The organism is Pseudomonas sp. lyk4-R2A-8, assembly GCF_030209095.1.
Classification (GTDB): domain Bacteria; phylum Pseudomonadota; class Gammaproteobacteria; order Pseudomonadales; family Pseudomonadaceae; genus Aquipseudomonas; species Aquipseudomonas quebecensis.
Window position 1 is genome coordinate 51,604 of sequence record NZ_JARVSS010000001.1, and the last position, 19,554, is coordinate 71,157.

General features: G+C 61.9%; 17 protein-coding genes. 6 read left to right on the forward strand and 11 right to left on the reverse strand.

Annotated features, from left to right (window positions below; translation table 11 throughout):
- Position 1: 1 nt before the first annotated feature.
- Positions 2 to 472, reverse strand: a complete 471-nt coding sequence (gene tsaE / locus QRN10_RS00205; protein WP_181080472.1) for a tRNA (adenosine(37)-N6)-threonylcarbamoyltransferase complex ATPase subunit type 1 TsaE — start codon at positions 470 to 472, stop codon at positions 2 to 4.
- Positions 460 to 1,320 (reverse strand): NAD(P)H-hydrate dehydratase, encoded by an 861-nt coding sequence (locus QRN10_RS00210; protein WP_253510162.1) that lies wholly within the window; start codon positions 1,318 to 1,320, stop codon positions 460 to 462. Before QRN10_RS00210 ends, tsaE begins: the two co-directional genes overlap by 13 nt.
- 63 nt (positions 1,321 to 1,383) lie before the next feature.
- On the opposite strand from QRN10_RS00210, the gene queG reads away from it, so the two are divergent.
- Positions 1,384 to 2,448, forward strand: a complete 1,065-nt coding sequence (gene queG / locus QRN10_RS00215) for a tRNA epoxyqueuosine(34) reductase QueG (RefSeq protein ID WP_181080474.1) — start codon at positions 1,384 to 1,386, stop codon at positions 2,446 to 2,448.
- Here the strand turns inward: queG and QRN10_RS00220 are convergent.
- Both QRN10_RS00220 and orn read right to left on the reverse strand, forming a co-directional pair.
- Positions 2,445 to 3,062 (reverse strand): trimeric intracellular cation channel family protein, encoded by a 618-nt coding sequence (locus QRN10_RS00220; RefSeq protein ID WP_181080494.1) that lies wholly within the window; start codon positions 3,060 to 3,062, stop codon positions 2,445 to 2,447. The two genes, queG and QRN10_RS00220, sit on opposite strands and share 4 nt — an antisense overlap.
- A 180-nt stretch (positions 3,063 to 3,242) precedes the next feature.
- Positions 3,243 to 3,785, reverse strand: a complete 543-nt coding sequence (gene orn, locus QRN10_RS00225) for an oligoribonuclease (RefSeq protein WP_034095596.1) — start codon at positions 3,783 to 3,785, stop codon at positions 3,243 to 3,245.
- 108 nt (positions 3,786 to 3,893) lie between these two features.
- Here orn and rsgA point away from each other — a divergent pair, with 108 nt between their 5' ends.
- Positions 3,894 to 4,925: a small ribosomal subunit biogenesis GTPase RsgA gene (gene rsgA / locus QRN10_RS00230; protein ID WP_034111514.1), complete on the forward strand. Its 1,032-nt coding sequence runs from the start codon at positions 3,894 to 3,896 to the stop codon at positions 4,923 to 4,925.
- Positions 4,926 to 4,991: 66 nt separating this feature from the next.
- Here the strand turns inward: rsgA and motB are convergent, their stop codons facing one another.
- Together motB and motA are read right to left on the reverse strand one after the other, a co-directional pair.
- Positions 4,992 to 6,008 carry a flagellar motor protein MotB gene (motB, locus tag QRN10_RS00235; RefSeq protein WP_253510160.1) on the reverse strand — a complete coding sequence of 339 codons (1,017 nt, stop codon included), beginning with the start codon at positions 6,006 to 6,008 and terminating at the stop codon, positions 4,992 to 4,994.
- 3 nt (positions 6,009 to 6,011) lie between these two features.
- Positions 6,012 to 6,863, reverse strand: a complete 852-nt coding sequence (gene motA, locus QRN10_RS00240) for a flagellar motor stator protein MotA (RefSeq protein WP_181080476.1) — start codon at positions 6,861 to 6,863, stop codon at positions 6,012 to 6,014.
- A 167-nt stretch (positions 6,864 to 7,030) separates the two neighbouring features.
- On the opposite strand from motA, the gene QRN10_RS00245 reads away from it, so the two are divergent.
- Genes QRN10_RS00245 through asd form a run of 3 tightly spaced genes read left to right on the forward strand, consistent with a single transcriptional unit; the run spans position 7,031 to position 10,318 of the window.
- The gene (locus tag QRN10_RS00245; protein ID WP_181080477.1) at positions 7,031 to 8,566 is read left to right on the forward strand and encodes an HDOD domain-containing protein; all 1,536 of its coding nucleotides are present in this window, start codon (positions 7,031 to 7,033) and stop codon (positions 8,564 to 8,566) included.
- Between the two features lie 57 nt (positions 8,567 to 8,623).
- Positions 8,624 to 9,442, forward strand: coding sequence for a rhodanese-like domain-containing protein (locus QRN10_RS00250; protein WP_285427668.1), 819 nt, complete (start codon positions 8,624 to 8,626; stop codon positions 9,440 to 9,442).
- Positions 9,443 to 9,457: 15 nt separating this feature from the next.
- Positions 9,458 to 10,318 carry an archaetidylserine decarboxylase gene (asd, locus tag QRN10_RS00255; protein WP_285427669.1) on the forward strand — a complete coding sequence of 287 codons (861 nt, stop codon included), beginning with the start codon at positions 9,458 to 9,460 and terminating at the stop codon, positions 10,316 to 10,318.
- 69 nt (positions 10,319 to 10,387) lie between these two features.
- Here the strand turns inward: asd and serB are convergent, their stop codons facing one another.
- Positions 10,388 to 11,602, reverse strand: coding sequence for a phosphoserine phosphatase SerB (serB, locus tag QRN10_RS00260; protein ID WP_181080479.1), 1,215 nt, complete (start codon positions 11,600 to 11,602; stop codon positions 10,388 to 10,390).
- A gap of 133 nt (positions 11,603 to 11,735) precedes the next feature.
- Here serB and QRN10_RS00265 point away from each other — a divergent pair, with 133 nt between their 5' ends.
- Positions 11,736 to 13,268, forward strand: a complete 1,533-nt coding sequence (locus tag QRN10_RS00265) for an AhpA/YtjB family protein (RefSeq protein WP_253510156.1) — start codon at positions 11,736 to 11,738, stop codon at positions 13,266 to 13,268.
- A 129-nt stretch (positions 13,269 to 13,397) separates the two neighbouring features.
- Here the strand turns inward: QRN10_RS00265 and QRN10_RS00270 are convergent, their stop codons facing one another.
- From QRN10_RS00270 to parE, 4 genes are all read right to left on the reverse strand, one after another.
- On the reverse strand, positions 13,398 to 14,108 hold the full coding sequence (locus tag QRN10_RS00270) for a PqiC family protein (RefSeq protein WP_181080481.1): 711 nt from the start codon (positions 14,106 to 14,108) through the stop codon (positions 13,398 to 13,400).
- A 177-nt stretch (positions 14,109 to 14,285) separates the two neighbouring features.
- Positions 14,286 to 16,550: a DNA topoisomerase IV subunit A gene (gene parC / locus QRN10_RS00275; RefSeq protein ID WP_253510154.1), complete on the reverse strand. Its 2,265-nt coding sequence runs from the start codon at positions 16,548 to 16,550 to the stop codon at positions 14,286 to 14,288.
- A 73-nt stretch (positions 16,551 to 16,623) separates the two neighbouring features.
- Entirely contained in the window at positions 16,624 to 17,619 is a 996-nt protein-coding gene (locus QRN10_RS00280; protein ID WP_181080483.1) for an esterase-like activity of phytase family protein, read from the reverse strand.
- Positions 17,619 to 19,523, reverse strand: a complete 1,905-nt coding sequence (gene parE / locus QRN10_RS00285; RefSeq protein ID WP_181080484.1) for a DNA topoisomerase IV subunit B — start codon at positions 19,521 to 19,523, stop codon at positions 17,619 to 17,621. Before parE ends, QRN10_RS00280 begins: the two co-directional genes overlap by 1 nt.
- Between the last annotated feature and the right edge of the window lie 31 nt (positions 19,524 to 19,554).

A 19,554-nucleotide genomic window follows, 5' to 3' on the forward strand; every position in this document is an offset into this window, starting at 1 on the left:
ATTATTTGAATTCCAAAGCCAGAGCGGCACACCACGACTCGGCGCGCGTGCTCTGGGGCAACAACTTCAGCTGACGTCCATGCTCATGCGGCGTAATGGTAATGGTCAGGTCAGGCTTTGGCAAAAAGCCTGTACCTTTATCTGGCCATTCGATCAGGCACAGCGCCTCTGCATCGAAGTAATCACGGATGCCCATAAACTCCAATTCCTCGGGGTCCACCAGGCGGTAGAGATCGAAGTGAAAGGCGCGCATCGTGCCGATCTCGTAAGGCTCGACCAACGTGAACGTCGGGCTTTTTACCGCGCCCTCATGACCGAGCCCGCGAATAATCCCACGGGACAGCGTGGTCTTACCTGCTCCCAGGTCGCCTTCCAGGAAAATCAGACCGTTACCGGCCGTCAGTTGCGCCAGGCGATGGCCCAACGCAACCATGGCGTCTTCATCGGCCAGGAAGAGAATTACTTCAGGCATGGCGACTGCTCCTCCAGCAATTGACGAATGGCGGGGATCAGGTCACTGGCGGCAAGCCCGCGCCCCAAGGTGCCCTGTCGATCCCCAGCCGTGGCGTGCAGCCAAACGGCCAGGCAACTGGCCTCGTACGCAGGCATTCCCTGGGCCAGCAACGCGCCGACCAGACCGGCCAATACATCGCCCAGCCCTGCGGTAGCCATCGCCGGATGGCCTTGATCGCAGCGGGAAACCCGTCCATCCGGGCTGGCAATCAAACTACCCGCGCCTTTGAGAATGGCGACGGCGTTGAATGTCCGGCTCAACGCGCGCGCCACCTTAAGACGGTCCGCCTGAACCTCGGCTGTCGACAAGCCCAACAGACGCGCCGCTTCGCCCGGGTGCGGGGTGATCACGCAGTTGGCTGGCAGGCTCACACCGCCAGCAGCCAGTTGGTTCAACGCGTCGGCGTCCCACACTTGCGGCTGACGGGCATTGGCCGCGACCGATAACAAGCTTTTGCCCCAGGCGGCAGCGCCCAGGCCGGGGCCGATAACGATCACCGAGATTTTTTCCAGCAAGCCCATCAACTGGTTGGCAGAACTCACGCCCACGCTCATGACTTCCGGCAGACGGGCCAATGCAGCCGGCACATGCTCAAGGCGCGTCGCCAGGGACACCATGCCCGCACCACTGCGCAAGGCACTTTCGGCACTCAACAGCGCAGCGCCGCCGAAGCCCAGGTCACCGCCGATGACCAGCAGGTGGCCGAACTGGCCTTTATGGGCATCCGCAGAGCGCGCAGCCAGGTGCGGCAATTGGCCGGGTAATAGTGGCTGAACGTCGGTTATTTCGTGTTTTGTCTGAGGCATGCGTCTTCAAGCTCCGATGTCTGGCAGAATTATACGCATCTAACCTGTGGTTTCCCGTGTCTCATGCCCGCTATTACCTCCGATCTGCCCGCCCTCGCCCAATCGATCAAAGACTGGGGCCGCGAGCTGGGCTTTCAGCAAGTCGGCATCAGTGGCCTGGACCTGGCCGAGCATGAGCAGCACCTGCAACGCTGGCTCGACGCCGGCTACCACGGCGAGATGGATTACATGGGCGCCCACGGCAGCAAACGCTCCCACCCCGAAGAACTGGTACCCGGCACCCTGCGCGTGGTGTCGCTGCGCATGGATTACCTGCCCGGCGACACCCATATGGCGCACATGCTGGCCCAGCCGGAAAAAGCCTACATCTCCCGCTACGCCCTCGGCCGCGACTACCACAAGCTGATCCGCAAACGCGTGCAGCAACTGGCCGACCGTATCCAGGCCCAGATCGGCCCTTTTGGCTTTCGGGCCTTTGTCGACAGCGCGCCAGTGCTCGAAAAGGCCATCGCCGAGCAAGCCGGCCTGGGCTGGATCGGCAAGAACACCCTGGTACTCAATCGCAAGGCCGGCAGTTATTTTTTCCTCAGTGAGCTGTTCGTCGACCTGCCCTTACCGGTCGACCCGCCCCATAGCACCGAGCACTGCGGACGCTGCACCGCTTGCCTGGATATCTGCCCCACCAACGCCTTCGTCGGCCCCTATGTGCTGGACGCCCGGCGCTGTATCTCGTACCTGACCATTGAGCTCAAAAGCGCGATTCCGGAGGACCTGCGCCCACTGATCGGCAATCGCGTATTCGGCTGCGATGACTGTCAGATCGTTTGTCCGTGGAATCGTTTCGCTCGTGCCACTGGCGAAGGCGATTTCCAGCCACGGCATAACCTGGATAACGCAGAACTGGCCGAACTGTTTATGTGGGACGAGGATAAATTCCTCAGCAGCACCGAAGGCTCGCCCCTGCGCCGCGCCGGCTATGAGCGCTGGTTGCGTAACCTGGCAGTAGGCTTGGGCAATGCGCCATCAAGCATTCCGGTGCTGGAAGCCTTGAAGGCGCGCCGTGAGCACCCCTCGGCGCTGGTGCGTGAGCATGTGGAATGGGCACTCAAGCAGCACGCGCAACGCTAGTGCACATCGTCGTTGTAGACGAACTTGGGCATTTCCCAGTGAAAGCGGATCGCCAGCAGGCGCAATAGAAAGCCACTGAACAGCGTCAGCAGGATGGCTTGCTCGCCGGGCAGTTCCAGGTGCAGACACAGCAGGTAGAACCAGGCGGCGAGGAACGACACGCTGGCATACAACTCGCGGCGGAAGATCAGCGGGATATCGTTGCAGAAGATATCCCGCAGAATGCCGCCGAACACCCCGGTGATCACACCACTGACCGACGCCACCAGCATGCCGTGGCCCATTTCCAGGGCAGTCATGCAGCCGATCAAAGTGAATGCCACCAGGCCCACTGCGTCCAACGCCAGGAAGACCGAGCGCAGACGTCGCATCAGCGGCGCGATAAAGATCGTCACCAGCGCAGCCACGGAGGTCAGCACCAGGTACTCCGGGTGCTTGACCCACGTCAGCGGGTAATGCCCCAGCAATACATCACGCACCGAACCGCCCCCCAGCGCCGTCACGCAGGCGATCAGCACCACGCCGAACCAGTCCATGCCGCGCCGACCGGCGGACAGGGCGCCGGTCATGGCTTCGGCGGTGATGGCGATGAGGTAAAGCATCAGCAGCATGATGGCGATCCTTGCAAAGAGGCCGGCAGTCTAATCATTTGCTGATGGCACCAAAAGGGGGCGCTGGGCGATAAAACGAGTGGCCTGCATCGGGGGCAAGCCCCCTCCCACACTTGGACTTGGGAATACATTCAAGTGTGGGAGCTGGCTTGCCTGCAAGGGCGCTGTTCGGCCGCCCTAGCTTCAAGCCTTGATGAAATGCTTGCGGTAATGCTGCAGCTCGGCAATCGACTCGCGAATGTCATCCAGCGCCAGGTGAGTGCTGCCTTTGTGGAAACTGTCTTTGACTTCCGGCGCCCAGCGCGCGGCCAGTTCCTTGAGCGTGGACACGTCCAGGTTGCGGTAATGGAAATAGCTTTCCAGGGCCTTCATGTGGGTATAAAGGAAGCGACGATCCTGGCAGATGCTGTTGCCACAGATCGGCGATTTGCCTTTGGGCACCCACTGTTCCAGGAAGGCGATGGTCTGGGCCTCGGCCTCGGCCATGCTGATACGGCTGTCGCGCACACGCTGGGTCAGGCCGGAGTTGCCGTGGGTGCGGGTATTCCACTCATCCATAGTGGCGAGCACCGCGTCGCTGTGATGGATGGCGATCACCGGACCTTCGGCCAAGGTGTTGAGGTTGCTGTCGGTGACAATCGTCGCCATCTCGATGATGACGTCGGTGTCAGGGTTCAGACCGGTCATTTCCAGATCGATCCAAATCAGGTTCTGTGGGTTTTGCATGGCTCGTTTCTCTTGGCACCTTGGCGTAGCTGCGCAGTTTAGCAGGCGGGGCCGTGCTAGACTCGCGACCGTTTTACCCAACCTTTGCATTATCGACACGGAACACCAATGGCCAAACGCCAGCTCAACCGTCGCCAGAACTGGCGCATCGAAAAGATTCAAGGTGAACGCGCCGCCCGCGCCGCCAAACGTGAATCCTCCGCCGTGGAAGCGCTCGAGGGCGGCGACCTGGGCCCCGAACAAACGGGCCTGGTGATCGCGCACTTTGGCGTGCAGGTCGAAGTCGAGGCGCTGGAAGGCGAACTCGCCGGCCAGGTGTTCCGTTGTCACTTGCGCGCCAACCTGCCGGCGCTGGTGACCGGCGACCGTGTGGTATGGCGGGCCGGCAACCAGGGGATCGGCGTGATCGTCGCCCAGTTGCCACGCAGCACCGAATTGCGCCGCCCCGACAGTCGCGGCCAGCTCAAGCCGGTGGCGGCCAACGTCGACATGATCGTGATTGTCTTCGCTCCGTTGCCCGAGCCCCATGCCAACCTGATCGACCGCTACCTGGTGGCGGCCGAGCACGCCGGCATTCGCCCACTGCTGCTGTTGAACAAATTCGATTTGATCGACGAGCAGAACGCCCCGGCGCTCAATGCGTTGCTGGCGGTCTACCGCACCCTGGGCTACCCGGTGCTGGAAGTCTCGGCCCATCACGGCAATGGCATGGAACAACTGCAACAACAGTTGGACGGGCGCATCAGCGTGTTCGTAGGCCAGTCCGGCGTCGGCAAGTCGTCGCTGGTCAACAGCCTGCTGCCGGAAGTGGACACCCGCGTGGGGCCACTGTCGGAGCTGTCCGGCCAGGGCACCCACACCACCACCACCGCGCGACTGTTCCACTTCCCCGGCGGTGGCGAGCTGATCGACTCTCCGGGTATCCGCGAATTCGGCCTCGGCCACGTCAGCCGCAGCGATGTGGAAGCCGGCTTCATCGAATTCAACGACCTGATCGGCACCTGCCGCTTCCGCGACTGCAAGCACGACCGCGAACCGGGCTGCGCCTTGCTCAAGGCCCTGGAAGATGGCCGTGTGCAACAGCAGCGGATGAATAGCTATCGGTCGATCATTGCAAGCTTGCCTGAAAGCAGTTACTGACCGACGCCCTGCCCGCCGAGGCAGATGTGAAAAGGCCGCGATGATCGCGGCCTTTTCATATGCAGGTTAAGAGCCCGTTCTGGGCACCGTCGGGTCTTTCACACCGCCATCGTCAAACAGATTCAACCTCTGCCGCAGTTCATGGGCCGGCAATGGCTCCTTTCCTGGCGGGATCGCGTTCGGGTCGGTCGGCACTTCCCCTGGCGCCCCGGCGCCCGGCGTGGGTGCCGGAGGGGGTTGATCGCCCTCGATCGCGCGCTGGGCCTTTTTAGTCAGCACGACGATGTCGATGCGCCGATTGATCGGGTTGAACGGGTCCTTCCCATCAAACAGCTGCGAGGAGGCAAAACCCACCACCCGCGCCACTTGCGAATCCGGGTAGCTGCCGGCCACCAGGGCACGACGGGCCGCGTTGGCGCGGTTGGCCGAAAGCTCCCAGTTGCCGAAGTCGCCTTGGCCCGCATAGGGCTTGGCGTCCGTATGGCCACTGATGCTGATTTTGTTCGGCACCGCTTTGATGGTGTCGGCCATGGCCAGCAGGATGTCTTCGAAGTACGGCTTCAACCGCGCACTGCCGGAATCGAACATCGGCCGGTTGGCGGCGTCGGTGATCTGGATGCGCAGACCGTCCGGCGTGATCTCGAAGGAAATCTGATCCTTGAACTTCAGCAACTGCGGGTTTTCCTCAACCTTGTTTTGCAGTTCCTGCAGCAACAGCTCAAGACGCTCCTGCTCGACCTGCTCGGCCATGGCCTCGACCGTGTCGCGCTCCACCGGGATTTTCTCCTGGGGTGCCTCGGTCTTCACTTCCGGGTTGATCGTGCGCTCAGGCGCCAGCTGCGGCGAACCGCCCAGGTCGATCACGAAGGGCGTGCCGCTTTCCGAGAAACCGATAGGGTCTTTGAAGTAGCCGGCGATGGCGATCTTCTGCTCCGGCGTGGCGGTAGACATCAGCCACAGCACCAGAAAGAACGCCATCATCGCCGTCGCAAAGTCGGCGAAGGCGATTTTCCAGGCGCCACCATGGTGCCCCGCAGCGAAGCGCTTGACGCGCTTGATGATTATCGGCTGGTTGTTTTCCATGGCTTAGCGACCGCGAACCGCTTGTTCCAGCTCGGCGAAGCTTGGGCGATGCTTGGGGTACAACACCTTGCGACCGAACTCCACCGCCAGCGAAGGCGGCATGCCGGAGGCGGACGCCACCAGGCTGGCCTTGATCGATTCGTACAGGTTGATTTCTTCCTTGGCGTCATGGGCCAGGGAGGTCGCCAGCGGGCCGAAGAAACCGTAGGCCGCGAGAATACCGAAGAACGTACCCACCAATGCCGCACCTACGTGCATGCCGATGGCCGCCTGGTCACCTTCGCCCAGCGAGGCCATGGTCACCACAATACCGAGTACCGCCGCCACGATACCGAAACCGGGCATGCCGTCGGCGACGCCAGTCACCGCGTGCGATGGGTGCTCCAACTCTTCTTTAAGGCTGAACAATTCCATGTCGAACAGGCCTTCCAGCTCATGGGGCGCCATGTTGCCGGAAGACATGATGCGCAGGTAATCGCAGATATAGGCGGTCATGCGCTCGTCTTTGAGCACGGCCGGGTACTTGGCGAAAATCGGGCTGGCTGCGGCGTCTTCGATATCGGCCTCAATGGCCATCATGCCTTCGCGGCGGCTCTTGTTGAGGATCTCGTAGACCAGGCCCAGCACTTCCAGATAGAAAGTATGGGAGAAGCGCGAACCGAACATGCTCAGGGATTTTTTGACCACGTGCATGGTCATGTACCCAGGGTTGGCTTGCAGGAATGCACCAAACGCCGCCCCGCCGATGATCATCACTTCGAAAGGCTGGATCAACGCGGCGATTTTACCGTGGGAAAGGACGTAACCGCCGAGCACGCTCGCGAGGACGACGATGATGCCGATAATTTTAGCCATAGGAGATGAGTACTTGCGCCGTCAGGTTCATGGACATATTTGGGGGAACTGGAAAACTCTTGTTCTACTTATCGGCAAAACTGCGCCAGACTATAGCCCGTTAAGGCGAAAAGCCAGTTCGGCCCGCTCCGGGCGTGTTGACCGCAAGTGATGATCGCGCCCCTACCATGGCTAAACAAAAAACCGACCCAACTGCAAAACCTGCCTCCCTCCCCGACTGGATCAAGCGTCTGGACGAGGTGCACTTGCCTGTTCCACAGGCCAGCCATGACCGCGTATGCAAAGCCATTCGCGACAGCCGCAGTTCGTTGCGAGATATTGCCGAGCTGATGCAAAACAGCCCGGCCCTGGTACTCAGCGTGATGCGCGAGGCCAACAGCCATACCCATGGCAGCCTGGCCGAGCCGGCGGAAAACCTCGAGGTGGCGCTCAACCGCCTGGGCCTCAAGCGCGCCGAGGAATTACTGGCGCGCTTGCCGTCAGTGCCCGCCCAGGACATTCCAGCGGCGCTGCGCCAGCTGTTGCTGGTCAGTCAGCACGCCTCGCAGCAGGCCAATGGCCTGTTCGGCAGCCGCCTGGCGCGGCTGTGGCAAGACATTCACTGGGGCAGCCTGCTGTTTCTATCGCCGCTGTGGCCGATGGCAGTGGCCTATCCCAAGCTGCTGGAAGAATGGGAACTGCGGGTTATCCACAAGGGCGAGTCGGCGCGCGTGGTCGAGCAGCAATTATTCGGCGTGCGCCTGCTGGACCTGTGCATCGGCCTGACCGAAGCCTGGCACTTGCCGATGTGGGTCTCCCAGGGTTACACCCTGCTGCTGAACGAGCAACGCATGCTGGTCAAGTCGCTGCGTGTCGCCCGCGACGAAGACCCTCTGCACCAACAGCAATTGCTCGACGCCGACCCCGGCCTGCGCCGCTGGCTGAACCAGCCGGCCAATACCGTACTGCTGGCCAATGGCTTGGCAATGTCCGCCCAGGAATCCTGGACCTGCCCGCACACGCAGCGCTGGCAATTGCTCACCGCCCTGTACCTGCAACAACCGTTGGGCGAGGTGCAGCAGCAAGTCCACCAACAAGCCGTAACCAGCGCCCGCACCGCGCTGATGCCCGATCTCTGGCATCCGGCGCTGTCGCTGATCTGGCCGTGGCATGTGCAGAAGATCCATCGAGGCTTGCTGCCCGCTCCGCCCCCTACCGCCGAAGCCCTGGCCGTATGGCGCAGCCGCTGCACCGAACTGCTGATGGAACCGAGCCGGTTTGCCAACGCCATGCACCTGACCACCTGCGCCAAAGAGGCGCTGGTCGCCAGCGGTATGCAACGGGTGATGCTGCTGATGACCGACCGCGCCCAAAGCACCTTGCGCGTACACCAGGTCGACGGCTTGCCCAAGGACGCCGCCAACCTGAGCCTGGACGTGGTGCACAGTACGATGCTGCAGCGCCTGCTGGAAAAATCCGCCCAGGTCCGCTTCACGCCGGACAACCACGCCCAGTTCTCCGCGCTGCTGCCGCCAATCCTGAGTCGCCTGTTCAGTGGCGAACACTTGCTGCTGCGTTCCTTGAGCTGCAATGGCAAGGTCGTGATGCTGATGGTGGCCGACCAGGGCGGTGGGCCATTCTCGGAAACCACCGTGCAAGCCTTTGGCAAAACCGCCCAATGCATCGAAAAGGCCCTGCACGGCTTTACCAACCGCGGCGCCTGATGCTTGCGCTACAATCGCCGTCCCTTATCGCCGACCTTTATGCCCAGGAGACCTCACATGCCTGACTTCTCTGGCTTGCCGCTGGTGATCGAATCCGCCGACCTGCACAGTCGCCTGGGTGCCGAACACCTGATTGTGGTGGACCTCACCAGTGCCGCCCGCTACGCCGAAGGGCATATCCCCGGCGCACATTTCGTTGACCCGAAGCGCACTCAACTGGGCCAACCGCCAGCTCCCGGCCTGCTGCCGAACAAGGCGGACTTGGAAAAGCTGTTTGGCGAACTCGGCCACACGCCGGACGCTACCTATGTGGTGTACGACGACGAAGGCGGAGGCTGGGCCGGGCGTTTTATCTGGTTGCTCGACGTGATCGGCCACCAGAAATACCACTATCTCGACGGCGGCCTGCTGGCATGGTTAGCAGACGGCCAGCCCGTGTCCACCGATGCTCCCCCGTCGGCCGGCGGCCCGGTCAGCCTCACACTGCACGATGGCCCTACTGCGACGCGCGAATACCTGCAAAGCCGTCTCGGCGCTGCCGACCTGGGGATCTGGGACGCGCGCGGCCCGCTGGAGTATTCCGGCGAGAAGGTGCTCGCGGCCAAGGGCGGGCACATCCCCGGCGCGGTCAACTTCGAATGGACTGAAGGCATGGATAAGGCGCGCAACCTGCGAATCCGCCGCGATATGCCCCAGATTCTTGAAAACCTGGGCCTGACGCCCGACAAAGAAATCATCACCCATTGCCAGACTCACCACCGCTCTGGCTTCACCTATCTGGTGGCCAAGGCGCTCGGTTATCCGCGAGTCAAAGGTTATGCCGGTTCCTGGGGCGAATGGGGCAATCACCCCGATACGCCCGTTGAAAAGACTTAAGGTTTAAGGACAGTTATGAAAAAGCAGTTGTTTATCCTCAGCCAGTATTTGCTGCCGCACCACTTACTGTCGCGCCTGGCCGGTTGCGTGGCCGAGTGCCGCGTGCGCTGGTTCAAGAATGCGTTCACCACTTGGTTCGCCAAGCGCTATCAAGTGGACATGTCCCAGGCACTGGTCGAGGACGTGACCGCTTACGAGCACTTCAATGCATTCTTCACCCGCGCCTTGAAAGACGGCGCGCGGCCTCTGGACCCGACCCCCGGCGCCGTGCTGAGCCCCGCCGACGGCGCGGTCAGCCAGCTCGGTCCGATCGAACATGGCCGCGTGTTCCAGGCCAAAGGCCACAGCTTCAGCGTGCTGGAACTGCTGGGCGGCGATGCAGCCATGGCCGCGCCGTTCATGGGCGGCGATTTCGCCACTATTTACCTGTCGCCGAAGGACTATCACCGCGTGCACATGCCGCTGGCCGGTACCCTGCGCGAGATGGTCTATGTGCCGGGGCGGATTTTCTCGGTCAACCAGACCACCGCCGAAAACGTGCCGGAGCTGTTCGCGCGCAACGAGCGGGTGGTTTGCCTGTTCGACACCGAACTCGGCCCGATGGCTGTGGTGCTGGTGGGCGCGATGATCGTAGCGTCGATTGAAACCGTATGGGCCGGCCTGGTTACGCCACCCAAGCGCGAGCTGAAAACCTTCCGCTATGACGAAGCCGCCCGCGCGCCGATCCACCTGGAAAAAGGTGCGGAGCTGGGACGCTTCAAGTTGGGCTCCACCGCGATCGTGCTGTTCGGGCCGGATCAGGTGCAGTGGTCAGAAGCGCTGCTGGCCGGTTCGCCGGTGCAGATGGGTCAGGGGATCGGCCTGCCGAAAGCCTGATCCGATATTTGCAGAGATCTAATGTGAGAGGGGGGTTGCCCCCTCCTACATTTCTGACCGCATTGAGTCTCAGAGCTGGCCGTCGCGGTCGCGAAAGCCCAGCAGGTACAGCACACCGTCCAACCCCAAGGTCGAAATTGCCTGCTTGGCTGACTGTTTGACCAGTGGCTTGGCCCGGAACGCCACGCCCAACCCGGCAATCGCCAGCATCGGCAAATCGTTGGCACCGTCGCCGACCGCGATGGTCTGCTCCAGACGCAACCCTTCCTTGTGGGCCAGCTCCTTGAGCAAGTCGGCCTTGCGCTGCGCATCGACAATCGGCTCGACCGCTACGCCAGTCACTTTGCCGTCGACCACTTCAAGCTCGTTGGCAAAGACGTAGTCGATGCCCAGCTTGGCCTGCAACTGCTTGGCGAAATAGGTAAAGCCGCCGGACAGGATCGCAGTCTTGTAGCCCAGGCGCTTGAGTTCGGCGAACAGGGTTTCGGCGCCCTCGGTCAGGCGCAGGGAGGCGCCGATGGAATCCAGCACGCTCACATCCAGGCCTTTGAGCAGTGCCAGACGCTCCTTGAAGCTGGCGCGGAAGTCCAACTCACCGGCCATGGCACGTTCGGTGATGGCACTGACCTGCTCACCCACGCCGGCGGCCTTGGCCAGCTCGTCGATGACTTCGGCCTCGATCAGTGTGGAGTCCATATCGAACACCGCCAGGCGACGGTTGCGTCGGAACAGCGAATCTTCCTGGAAGGCGATATCGACGTTCAGTTCCTGGGCCACACTGAGGAATTCAGCCCGCAGGGCCTGCGGATCGGCCGGTTCGCCGCGCACGGAGAACTCAATGCAGCCCTTGCCCTGGTCGGCTGGCGTGTCCAACGGCATGCGCCCCGACAGACGGTCGATATGGTCGATATTCAACCCATAGTGCGCGGTAATGGAACTGACGCGCTGCAGCTGTTCGGCGGTGACCTTGCGGGTCAACAGCGTGACGATATGGCGCTTCTTGCCTTGGCCGGCCACCCACTGCCGGTAGTCCGCTTCGGAGACCGGCGTGAAACGCACCTGCTGGTCCAGCTTATACGCGGTAAACAGAATGTCCTTGAGCACGGATGATGACTGTTCGTTGCTCGGGATTTCCACCAGGATGCCGAACGACAGGGTGTCGTGGATCACTGCCTGGCCGATGTCGAGAATGTTTACACCACCCTGGGCCAGAACACCGGTAATGGCGGCGGTAAGACCCGGGCGGTCTTCCCCAGTGATGTTAATCAGGACAATTTCGCGCAAGGCGCACCCCCAGGCTGGAAAAAAACCGCATTCTACCCACTTTCAGTGACCATCGGGCACAGCCAACGCTTTGCCGGTCATGGGCCTGTCGCTATACTGCGCGTCAACTTCACGGACCAAGAGCCGAGCTCAAGTGAACCGGCCCACGCCAGTAAAAACCGACAACTTCTTCCTGCTGATCTTCCGGGCACTGCGCCACCGCCGTGTACCGATCGCATTACGCATCGCCAGCCATAACGTGATCCTGGTCGCCCTGGCCCTGGTGATCTACGCCTGCGTGATGGGTTTGCAGTTCAAACAGGCCATGCACGAGCAAGCCGACGCCCTGGGCGAAAGCTTGACCACCCAAACCGCCACCTCGGCGACCGAGCTGCTGGTGTCCAACGACATCCTCAGTCTCAACGTGCTGCTCAATAACCTCACCAAGAATCCGCTGGTGGCTCACGCCGCCATCTACAGCGTCGACAACCGGATCATGGCCGAAGCCGGTCAGCGCCCGAAAAACGGCCTGTTGGGTGAGGCCGAAGGCCTGTACCAGAGCAATATCACCTTTCAGGATGTGAAGGCCGGCCAATTGCGCATCAGCCTGGACATGCAGCAATTCCAGCAGCCGATGACCATCAGCCTGCAAAGCATGGGCATCCTGAGCGCGATTCTGCTGGCATTGGCGCTGGCCTTGAGCCTGCGCCTGGGTCGGCACATCTCCACGCCGCTGATGCAACTGCGCATCTGGCTGCGGGACATCGACGAACACACTCCGGCCACTGACCGCCAGGACGAAATCGGCGACTTGGCGCGCCAGCTCCACGCCAGCTTCGCCCCGGAGCCGGTGGTCCGAGAAATTGAGCCGGAACCCGAGCTCGAAGACACCGATTACGACGACGAACCCGAGTTCGAAGTGCGCGACCTGCGCGACCCCGGCTTCGACGAAAAGCCGCCGGTGGCGGGCCTCAAGCCCGTAACGCGCAAGGCTCTCATCGCCGAAGAGGACGAACTGGACGACGAAGACCCGTTCGCCGACCTGCGCGATACCTCGGCCGGCACCCCGGCCGTCGTGCCGAAGGCAGCGCCGATGAAGAACGCCGAACCGCAGCACAGTGCCGTGCTGGCCGTGCAACTGGGTGCCCAGGACCAACTGCGTCGCCTGCCCCGCGCGCGCCTCACGGAATTGCTGGAACGCTACCGCGACTGCCTCGACCAGGCCGCCTCGCTGTACCAGAGCGAACTGCATACCCTGAACGATGGCAGCACGTTGATGCTGTTCCACAGCGAAGACAGCGGCGAAGACTACCTGACCAACGCCATCTGCTGCGGCGAGCTGCTGCGCGCCTTGGGCCACGCCTTGCAGATCGAGGTGGCCGACAGCGGCATCACCTTGCAACTGCAGTTGGGGCTGACCGTGGGTGACGATCTGTTCGGCATGAGTCAGATCGACCTGCTGCTCACTGAAATCGCCCAGGATGCGCTGGCCTTGTCCCAGCACAGCCGCAACCTGCTGCTGGTGGAGCGCAAGATCAGTGAAGACGCGCTGATTCGCCAGCGCGCCCGCATCCGCCCGATTGCCAGCCCCGAGGGCGCCAGCTGCGTGGAGCGCCTGATGGAACCGTATCCGTCGATGCTGGAACGTCAGTTAGCGCGTATGCACGAGACCCGCGCAAAACCCTGAAGAGCACGGCAAGAATAATGTGGAGGGGCAAGCCCCTCCCACATTGGGACTGCTAAAAACTTCAAGTAAATCGCACACAAACAAAAGGCCCGCTGAATCAGCGGGCCTTTTGTTTGTGTGGCATTCAGATCAAAACCTGAACACTTCCATATCGGTACGAATCGGTGTGGCCATGGGCATCTTGGGCTTTTCCGGAGCAACCGGCTTGGCCTGGGCCGGCGCTTGTTTGCGCGGGGCTTCGGCGGCGATCGGCGGCTGGTTGGCCAACGGCTTGAGTGCCACCGACAATTGCTGGGCCAAGTGCTGCAACAACACGCCCTGGGCCTGGACCTGGGACGCGGTGGTGCCGGTGTGCTGTTCCTGCAAGTGCACGATGCGGTTGTCGCGTACCTGGCCACGACGGTCGATCAGACGCCACTGTGCATCAAGGATGGCCGGCTGCGAGCTGCCCGAGTCCAAACGTGTGATCGTCAGCAATACCTGCACATCCGGGGTGAACCCGGTCGGTGCGGGCGCGAGGACCACCCGCTGGCTGTCCAGTTGACCTGCCACCTGGCGCAGCATCAGTTGGTTGATGTCGGACGATAAACTGCCCGCCCATCGACCATCGGTGGAACCTTGCAGGCTGCCGTCGTTCTGACGTTGCAGCAGGGTTTCACGCTGCAGGTAGTCCGCGACGATTACCGGCCCCAGCAAAACCGCCATGCCGGCGGTTTGAGCTGGTTGAGCCGGACTTCCGCTGTCCAGCTGATACAGCGACACGGGTTGATGTGTGCTGCAACCCGCCAGCCCCAAAAGGCCAGCGAGCATGAAAATAAAAGGAAGGCGTGGAGCAGTCATCATCCCATCCAGGTGGCTGCCACAAGGCGAACCACAATGTAATACTAAAAAATAACCTGTACACGCTCGGCCACGCCGGCGCTGAAGAGGCCATATCATCCGTGAATATGCGCCATGACTCCAGCGCCAAAGCGTCGATCTACGCGTTAAATCGTAGATCGAGGGCTCTAATCCGCCTTAAACGGACGTTTCCACCAACAAAGCATCCACTCGCTGGAAACCACGAGGCAATTTATTGCCGCGTCGACCACGCTCGCCCTTATAGTGCTCCAGGTCATCAGGGCGCAGCGACAGTGTGCGTTTGCCCGCCTGGAGTACCAGCGTAGCGCCTTCCGGGATCACTGCTATGTCAGTTACGTACTCTTCACGACTGGCCACCCGCTCCCCGGGAATGCCAATAATCTTGTTGCCTTTACCTTTGCCCAACTGCGGCAAATCACTGATCTTGAATACCAGCAGGCGCCCTTCGGTGGTCACCGACGCCAGCCAGTTGCTCTCGCGATCCGCCACCGGGCGCGGCAGAATCACCTTGGCGTTGTTCGGCAGGCTCAACAATGCCTTGCCCGCCTTGTTCTTGGCCTGCAGGTCTTCACCCTTGACCACGAAGCCATACCCGGCGTCGGAAGCGATCACATACAGCGCATCATCGTCCGGCAACAGTACACATTCGAAATTCGCCCCAGGCGGCGGTGTCAGGCGCCCGGTAAGTGGTTCGCCCTGCCCCCGTGCCGATGGCAACGTATGGGCCGGCACCGAGTAACTGCGCCCGGTCGAGTCAATAAACACCGCAAACTGATTGGAACGCCCGGCGGCTGCGGTCTTGAACCCATCACCGGCCTTATAGGACAAGCCGGTAGCGTCAATATCATGCCCTTTGGCGGAGCGAACCCAACCCTTTTCCGACAGAACGACGGTAATTTTCTCATTGGGCAGCAGCTCTGTTTCTGTCAGAGCCTTGGCCTCGGCGCGCTGGACAATGGGCGAACGGCGGTCATCGCCGTAGGTCTCGGCGTCTTTGATCAGCTCGCTGCGCACCAGCTTTTTCAGTTTGGCTTCGCTGCCCAGCAGGGCTTGCAGCTTGGCCTGCTCCTTGAGCAATGCATCCTGCTCATCGCGCAACTTCATCTCTTCCAGGCGCGCCAACTGGCGCAGACGGGTGTCGAGAATGTAATCGGCCTGGATCTCGCTCAGCTCGAAACGGGCGATCAGCTCGGCTTTCGGGTGCTCGGCGGTACGGATGATATGAATCACTTCATCCAGGTTGAGGTAGGCAATCAACAAACCGTCCAACAGGTGCAGGCGACGCTCGACCTTATCGAGGCGGAATTGCAGGCGGCGACGAACGGTACGCACGCGGAACTCCAGCCACTCCACCAGCAGGTTGCGCAGGTTCTTCAACTGCGGCTTGCCATCCAGGCCAATAATGTTGACGTTGACCCGGTAGCTGGACTCCAGGTCGGTGCTCGCGAACAAATGCTGCATCAGCACTTCGTGATCGACCCGGCTGTTGCTCGGGATGATCACGATACGGCACGGGTTCTCATGATCGGACTCGTCACGCAGGTCGGCGACCTGGGGCAGTTTCGACGGTTTGGCCTGCATCAATGCGGCGATCTGCTCCAGCACCTTGGCGCCGGACACCTGGTGCGGCAGCGCGGTGACGATAATGTCGCCGTCCTCGATGTGGTACACGGCGCGCATGCGCACCGAGCCTTTGCCGGTTTCGTACATCTTCAGCAAATCGGCGCGCGGCGTGATGATCTCCGCTTCGGTCGGGTAGTCCGGGCCCTGGATATGTTCGCAGAGCTGCTCCACGGTGGCCTTGGGTTCATCCAGCAGGCGCACGCACGCGGTGGCCACTTCGCGCAGGTTGTGCGGCGGCACGTCAGTGGCCATGCCCACCGCAATGCCGGTAGTGCCATTGAGCAGGATATTGGGCAAACGTGCCGGCAGCACCAGGGGTTCGTCGAGGGTGCCGTCGAAGTTCGGCCCCCAGTCCGCCGTGCCCTGCCCCAGCTCGCTGAGCAGCACTTCGGAGTAACGCGACAGGCGCGCTTCGGTGTAACGCATGGCGGCGAAGGACTTGGGATCATCCGGCGCACCCCAGTTACCCTGGCCATCCACCAGTGTGTAGCGATAGCTGAACGGCTGCGCCATCAGCACCATGGCTTCGTAGCAGGCCGAGTCGCCGTGGGGGTGGAACTTACCGAGCACGTCACCGACGGTACGCGCCGACTTCTTGTGCTTGGAATCGGCGTCCAGACCCAACTCACTCATGGCGTAGATAATGCGCCGTTGCACGGGTTTCAGGCCGTCGCCGATATGCGGCAAGGCACGGTCCATGATCACGTACATGGAGTAGTTGAGGTAGGCATTTTCGGTGAAGTCAGCCAGCGAGCGGCGTTCTACGCCGTCTAAGCTGTCTGCGAGGATGTCACTCATGCGGGCCTCATCATGGTCGGGTAAGGCGCAGCGGAACGGCCGCGGCGCTGAATCAATTCAAAAAATGCAGGGTTCACGGCTGGGCGCTCCAGCCACCGGCCGGGGCGGCAAAACGATAGACCACCGGACGCTTCTCACCATCGGCGCGGGGGCCGAAGTTATTGTCCAGCCCGATCCAGGCGCCCTCGGCGTCGATCACCAGCGCCTCGGCCAGCCCATAGGGTTGGTCATACCGGCGTTGCGGCGCCAGCATGCCTTCGGCAAACGACCAGCACCGTTCGACCGCGGCCGTAACGGCATCGCGGCGACAGATCTGGTACTGGCTGCTTTCAAGGGTAAATAACTTGCCGTCGAACAACGCTAGGTCAGAAAAATTCCTCGATACCGCCTTGGCGTTGGGCACCTGGGCCGGCTGCATCTCTGTGCCGGCCTCACTCAGCAGTACGCAGCGACCGTCACAGTCCCACAAGCTCTGCGGGCGCTTGATGGACACCAGCCCGCGCCGCTCACGCTCGGCCGCGAGCCAGAGCTGATTGCCCTGCGGATTCACCGCCAGGCCCTCGAACAGCGCATTGAAGTGCAGCAACATGCCACTGGCGCGGGCTTCGCGCACCATGCCGGGGGCGATCTTCAACCACTGCGGCGCACCGGCCACCGGTACTTGCAGCACCGCCGCATGAGCCTCGCTGACAATGTAGCGGTTACCCATGGCGTCACAGGTGATGCCTTCAAAATCCAGGTCCCCACCGCGAATGAACGACGCCGCCTTGGTGCGCGAACGCAACCCCCAGGGCAGGCCGGACTCGGGTACCGGCGGCACATCGATCTGTACGGTTTCGGCCTGCCAGGTCGGCGCGCTGATATCGAGGCGGTAGATCCGGTCGTCGTCGCGGTCGGACACCGTCCACAATTCATTGGCGCACACCGCAAGGCCCGACAGGTTGCCGCCGCGCATGCCTTCCACCGGGTGCTCGGACAACAGCACCAGCTCAGCCACGGGCGCGGCGGCCACCTGGGCGCTCGCCAACCCGCTCAATATCAGGATCGCCAGGGCGAAACCTGTGCGCATCAGCCCAGTACCTCAGCCAGATTGCCCTTCGTCTCCAGCCAGGACTTGCGGTCGCCGGCACGTTTTTTCGCCAGCAGCATGTCCATCATTTCGCTGGTGGCGGCGAAATCGTCGAGGGTCAACTGCACCAGGCGCCGGGTATTGGGGTCCATGGTGGTTTCACGCAATTGCGGCGGGTTCATTTCGCCCAGGCCCTTGAATCGTGTGACCTGGGGCTTGCCACGTTTCTTCTCGGCCACCAGGCGGTCGAGGATGCCATCACGCTCGGCTTCATCCAGAGCGTAGAAAATCTCTTTGCCCAGGTCGATCCGATACAGCGGCGGCATGGCGACGTAGACGTGGCCGGCATCCACCAGCGGGCGGAAGTGCTGCACAAACAGTGCACACAGCAGCGTAGCGATGTGCAGGCCGTCGGAGTCGGCGTCGGCGAGAATGCAGATCTTGCCGTAACGCAGCTGGCTCATATCGGCCGCGCCGGGATCGACGCCGATGGCCACGGCAATATTGTGCACTTCCTGGCTGGCCAGGACTTCGCTGCCATCGACTTCCCACGTGTTAAGGATCTTGCCGCGCAACGGCAGGATCGCCTGGAATTCTTTGTCCCGCGCCTGCTTGGCGGAGCCGCCGGCGGAATCGCCTTCGACCAGGAACAGTTCCGAGCGCATCGGGTCCTGCCCGGCGCAATCGGCCAGCTTGCCAGGCAGTGCCGGCCCCTGGGTAATGCGCTTGCGCTCGACTTTCTTGCTGGCCTTGAGGCGGCGACCGGCGTTGTTGATCGCCAGCTCGGCCAGGGCCAGGCCCAGTTCCGGGTGCTCGTTGAGCCACAGGCTGAAGGCGTCCTTGACCACACCGGAAACAAACGCCGCCGCTTCACGTGACGACAGGCGCTCCTTGGTCTGGCCGGAGAACTGCGGCTCCTGCATCTTCATCGACAGCACGAACGCAATGCGCTCCCACACGTCTTCCGGGGCCAGTTTGACGCCGCGCGGCAGCAGGCTGCGGTATTCGCAGAATTCGCGCATGGCATCCAGCAAACCCTGGCGCAGGCCATTGACGTGAGTACCGCCCTGGGCGGTGGGGATCAGGTTGACGTAGCTTTCCTGCACGCTGTCGCCGCCCTCGGGCAACCATAGCAGTGCCCAGTCGACGGCTTCCTTGTTGCCGGCCAGGCTGCCGCAGAACGGCTCGTTGGGCAGGCGTTCGAAGTCGCTGACGGAATCTTCCAGGTAGGAACGCAGGCCGTCTTCATAATGCCATTCGACCTTCTCGCCGGTGCCTTTGTCTTCAAAGGTGACCAGCAGGCCCGGACACAACACCGCCTTGGCCTTGAGCACGTGCTTGAGGCGGCTGATGGAGAATTTCGGCGAATCGAAGTATTTCGGGTCCGGCGCAAAGTAAACGCTGGTGCCGGTGTTGCGCTTGCCAACGCTGCCGATCACTTCCAGATCGGTGGCTTTGTAGCCATCGGCGAAGGTCATCTGGTACTCGTTGCCGTCGCGCTTGACCTTGACCCGCACCAGGGTAGACAAGGCGTTGACCACGGAGATACCCACGCCGTGCAAGCCACCGGAGAACTGGTAGTTCTTGTTGGAAAACTTGCCGCCGGCGTGAAGCTTGGTGAGGATCAGCTCGACGCCCGACACGCCTTCTTCGGGGTGGATGTCCACGGGCATGCCGCGACCATCGTCGGACACTTCCAGGGAATGGTCCGCGTGGAGAATGACGTGCACCGACTTGGCATGGCCAGCCAGGGCTTCGTCGACACTGTTGTCGATGACTTCCTGGGCAAGGTGGTTAGGCCGGCTGGTGTCGGTGTACATGCCGGGGCGTTTGCGCACCGGGTCGAGGCCCGAGAGGACTTCGATGGCGTCGGCGTTATAAGAGCTAGCGCTGGGAGTGGCCATGGGGTCTCATCGTGAGTCGTTCGATTAAAAA

Bases quoted from the DNA above. Each gene is read 5' to 3' on its own strand.
- motB (WP_253510160.1), bottom strand. From the start codon at position 6,008: ATGGAAAACAACCAGCCGATAATCATCAAGCGCGTCAAGCGCTTCGCT.
- QRN10_RS00250 (WP_285427668.1), top strand. From the start codon at position 8,624: ATGCCTGACTTCTCTGGCTTGCCGCTGGTGATCGAATCCGCCGACCTG.
- parC (WP_253510154.1), bottom strand. From the start codon at position 16,550: ATGAGTGACATCCTCGCAGACAGCTTAGACGGCGTAGAACGCCGCTCG.
- asd (WP_285427669.1), top strand. From the start codon at position 9,458: ATGAAAAAGCAGTTGTTTATCCTCAGCCAGTATTTGCTGCCGCACCAC.
- queG (WP_181080474.1), top strand. From the start codon at position 1,384: ATGCCCGCTATTACCTCCGATCTGCCCGCCCTCGCCCAATCGATCAAA.
- QRN10_RS00280 (WP_181080483.1), bottom strand. From the start codon at position 17,619: ATGCGCACAGGTTTCGCCCTGGCGATCCTGATATTGAGCGGGTTGGCG.
- tsaE (WP_181080472.1), bottom strand. From the start codon at position 472: ATGCCTGAAGTAATTCTCTTCCTGGCCGATGAAGACGCCATGGTTGCG.
- motA (WP_181080476.1), bottom strand. From the start codon at position 6,863: ATGGCTAAAATTATCGGCATCATCGTCGTCCTCGCGAGCGTGCTCGGC.
- QRN10_RS00210 (WP_253510162.1), bottom strand. From the start codon at position 1,320: ATGCCTCAGACAAAACACGAAATAACCGACGTTCAGCCACTATTACCC.
- QRN10_RS00270 (WP_181080481.1), bottom strand. From the start codon at position 14,108: ATGACTGCTCCACGCCTTCCTTTTATTTTCATGCTCGCTGGCCTTTTG.
- orn (WP_034095596.1), bottom strand. From the start codon at position 3,785: ATGCAAAACCCACAGAACCTGATTTGGATCGATCTGGAAATGACCGGT.
- parE (WP_181080484.1), bottom strand. From the start codon at position 19,523: ATGGCCACTCCCAGCGCTAGCTCTTATAACGCCGACGCCATCGAAGTC.
- QRN10_RS00245 (WP_181080477.1), top strand. From the start codon at position 7,031: ATGGCTAAACAAAAAACCGACCCAACTGCAAAACCTGCCTCCCTCCCC.
- rsgA (WP_034111514.1), top strand. From the start codon at position 3,894: ATGGCCAAACGCCAGCTCAACCGTCGCCAGAACTGGCGCATCGAAAAG.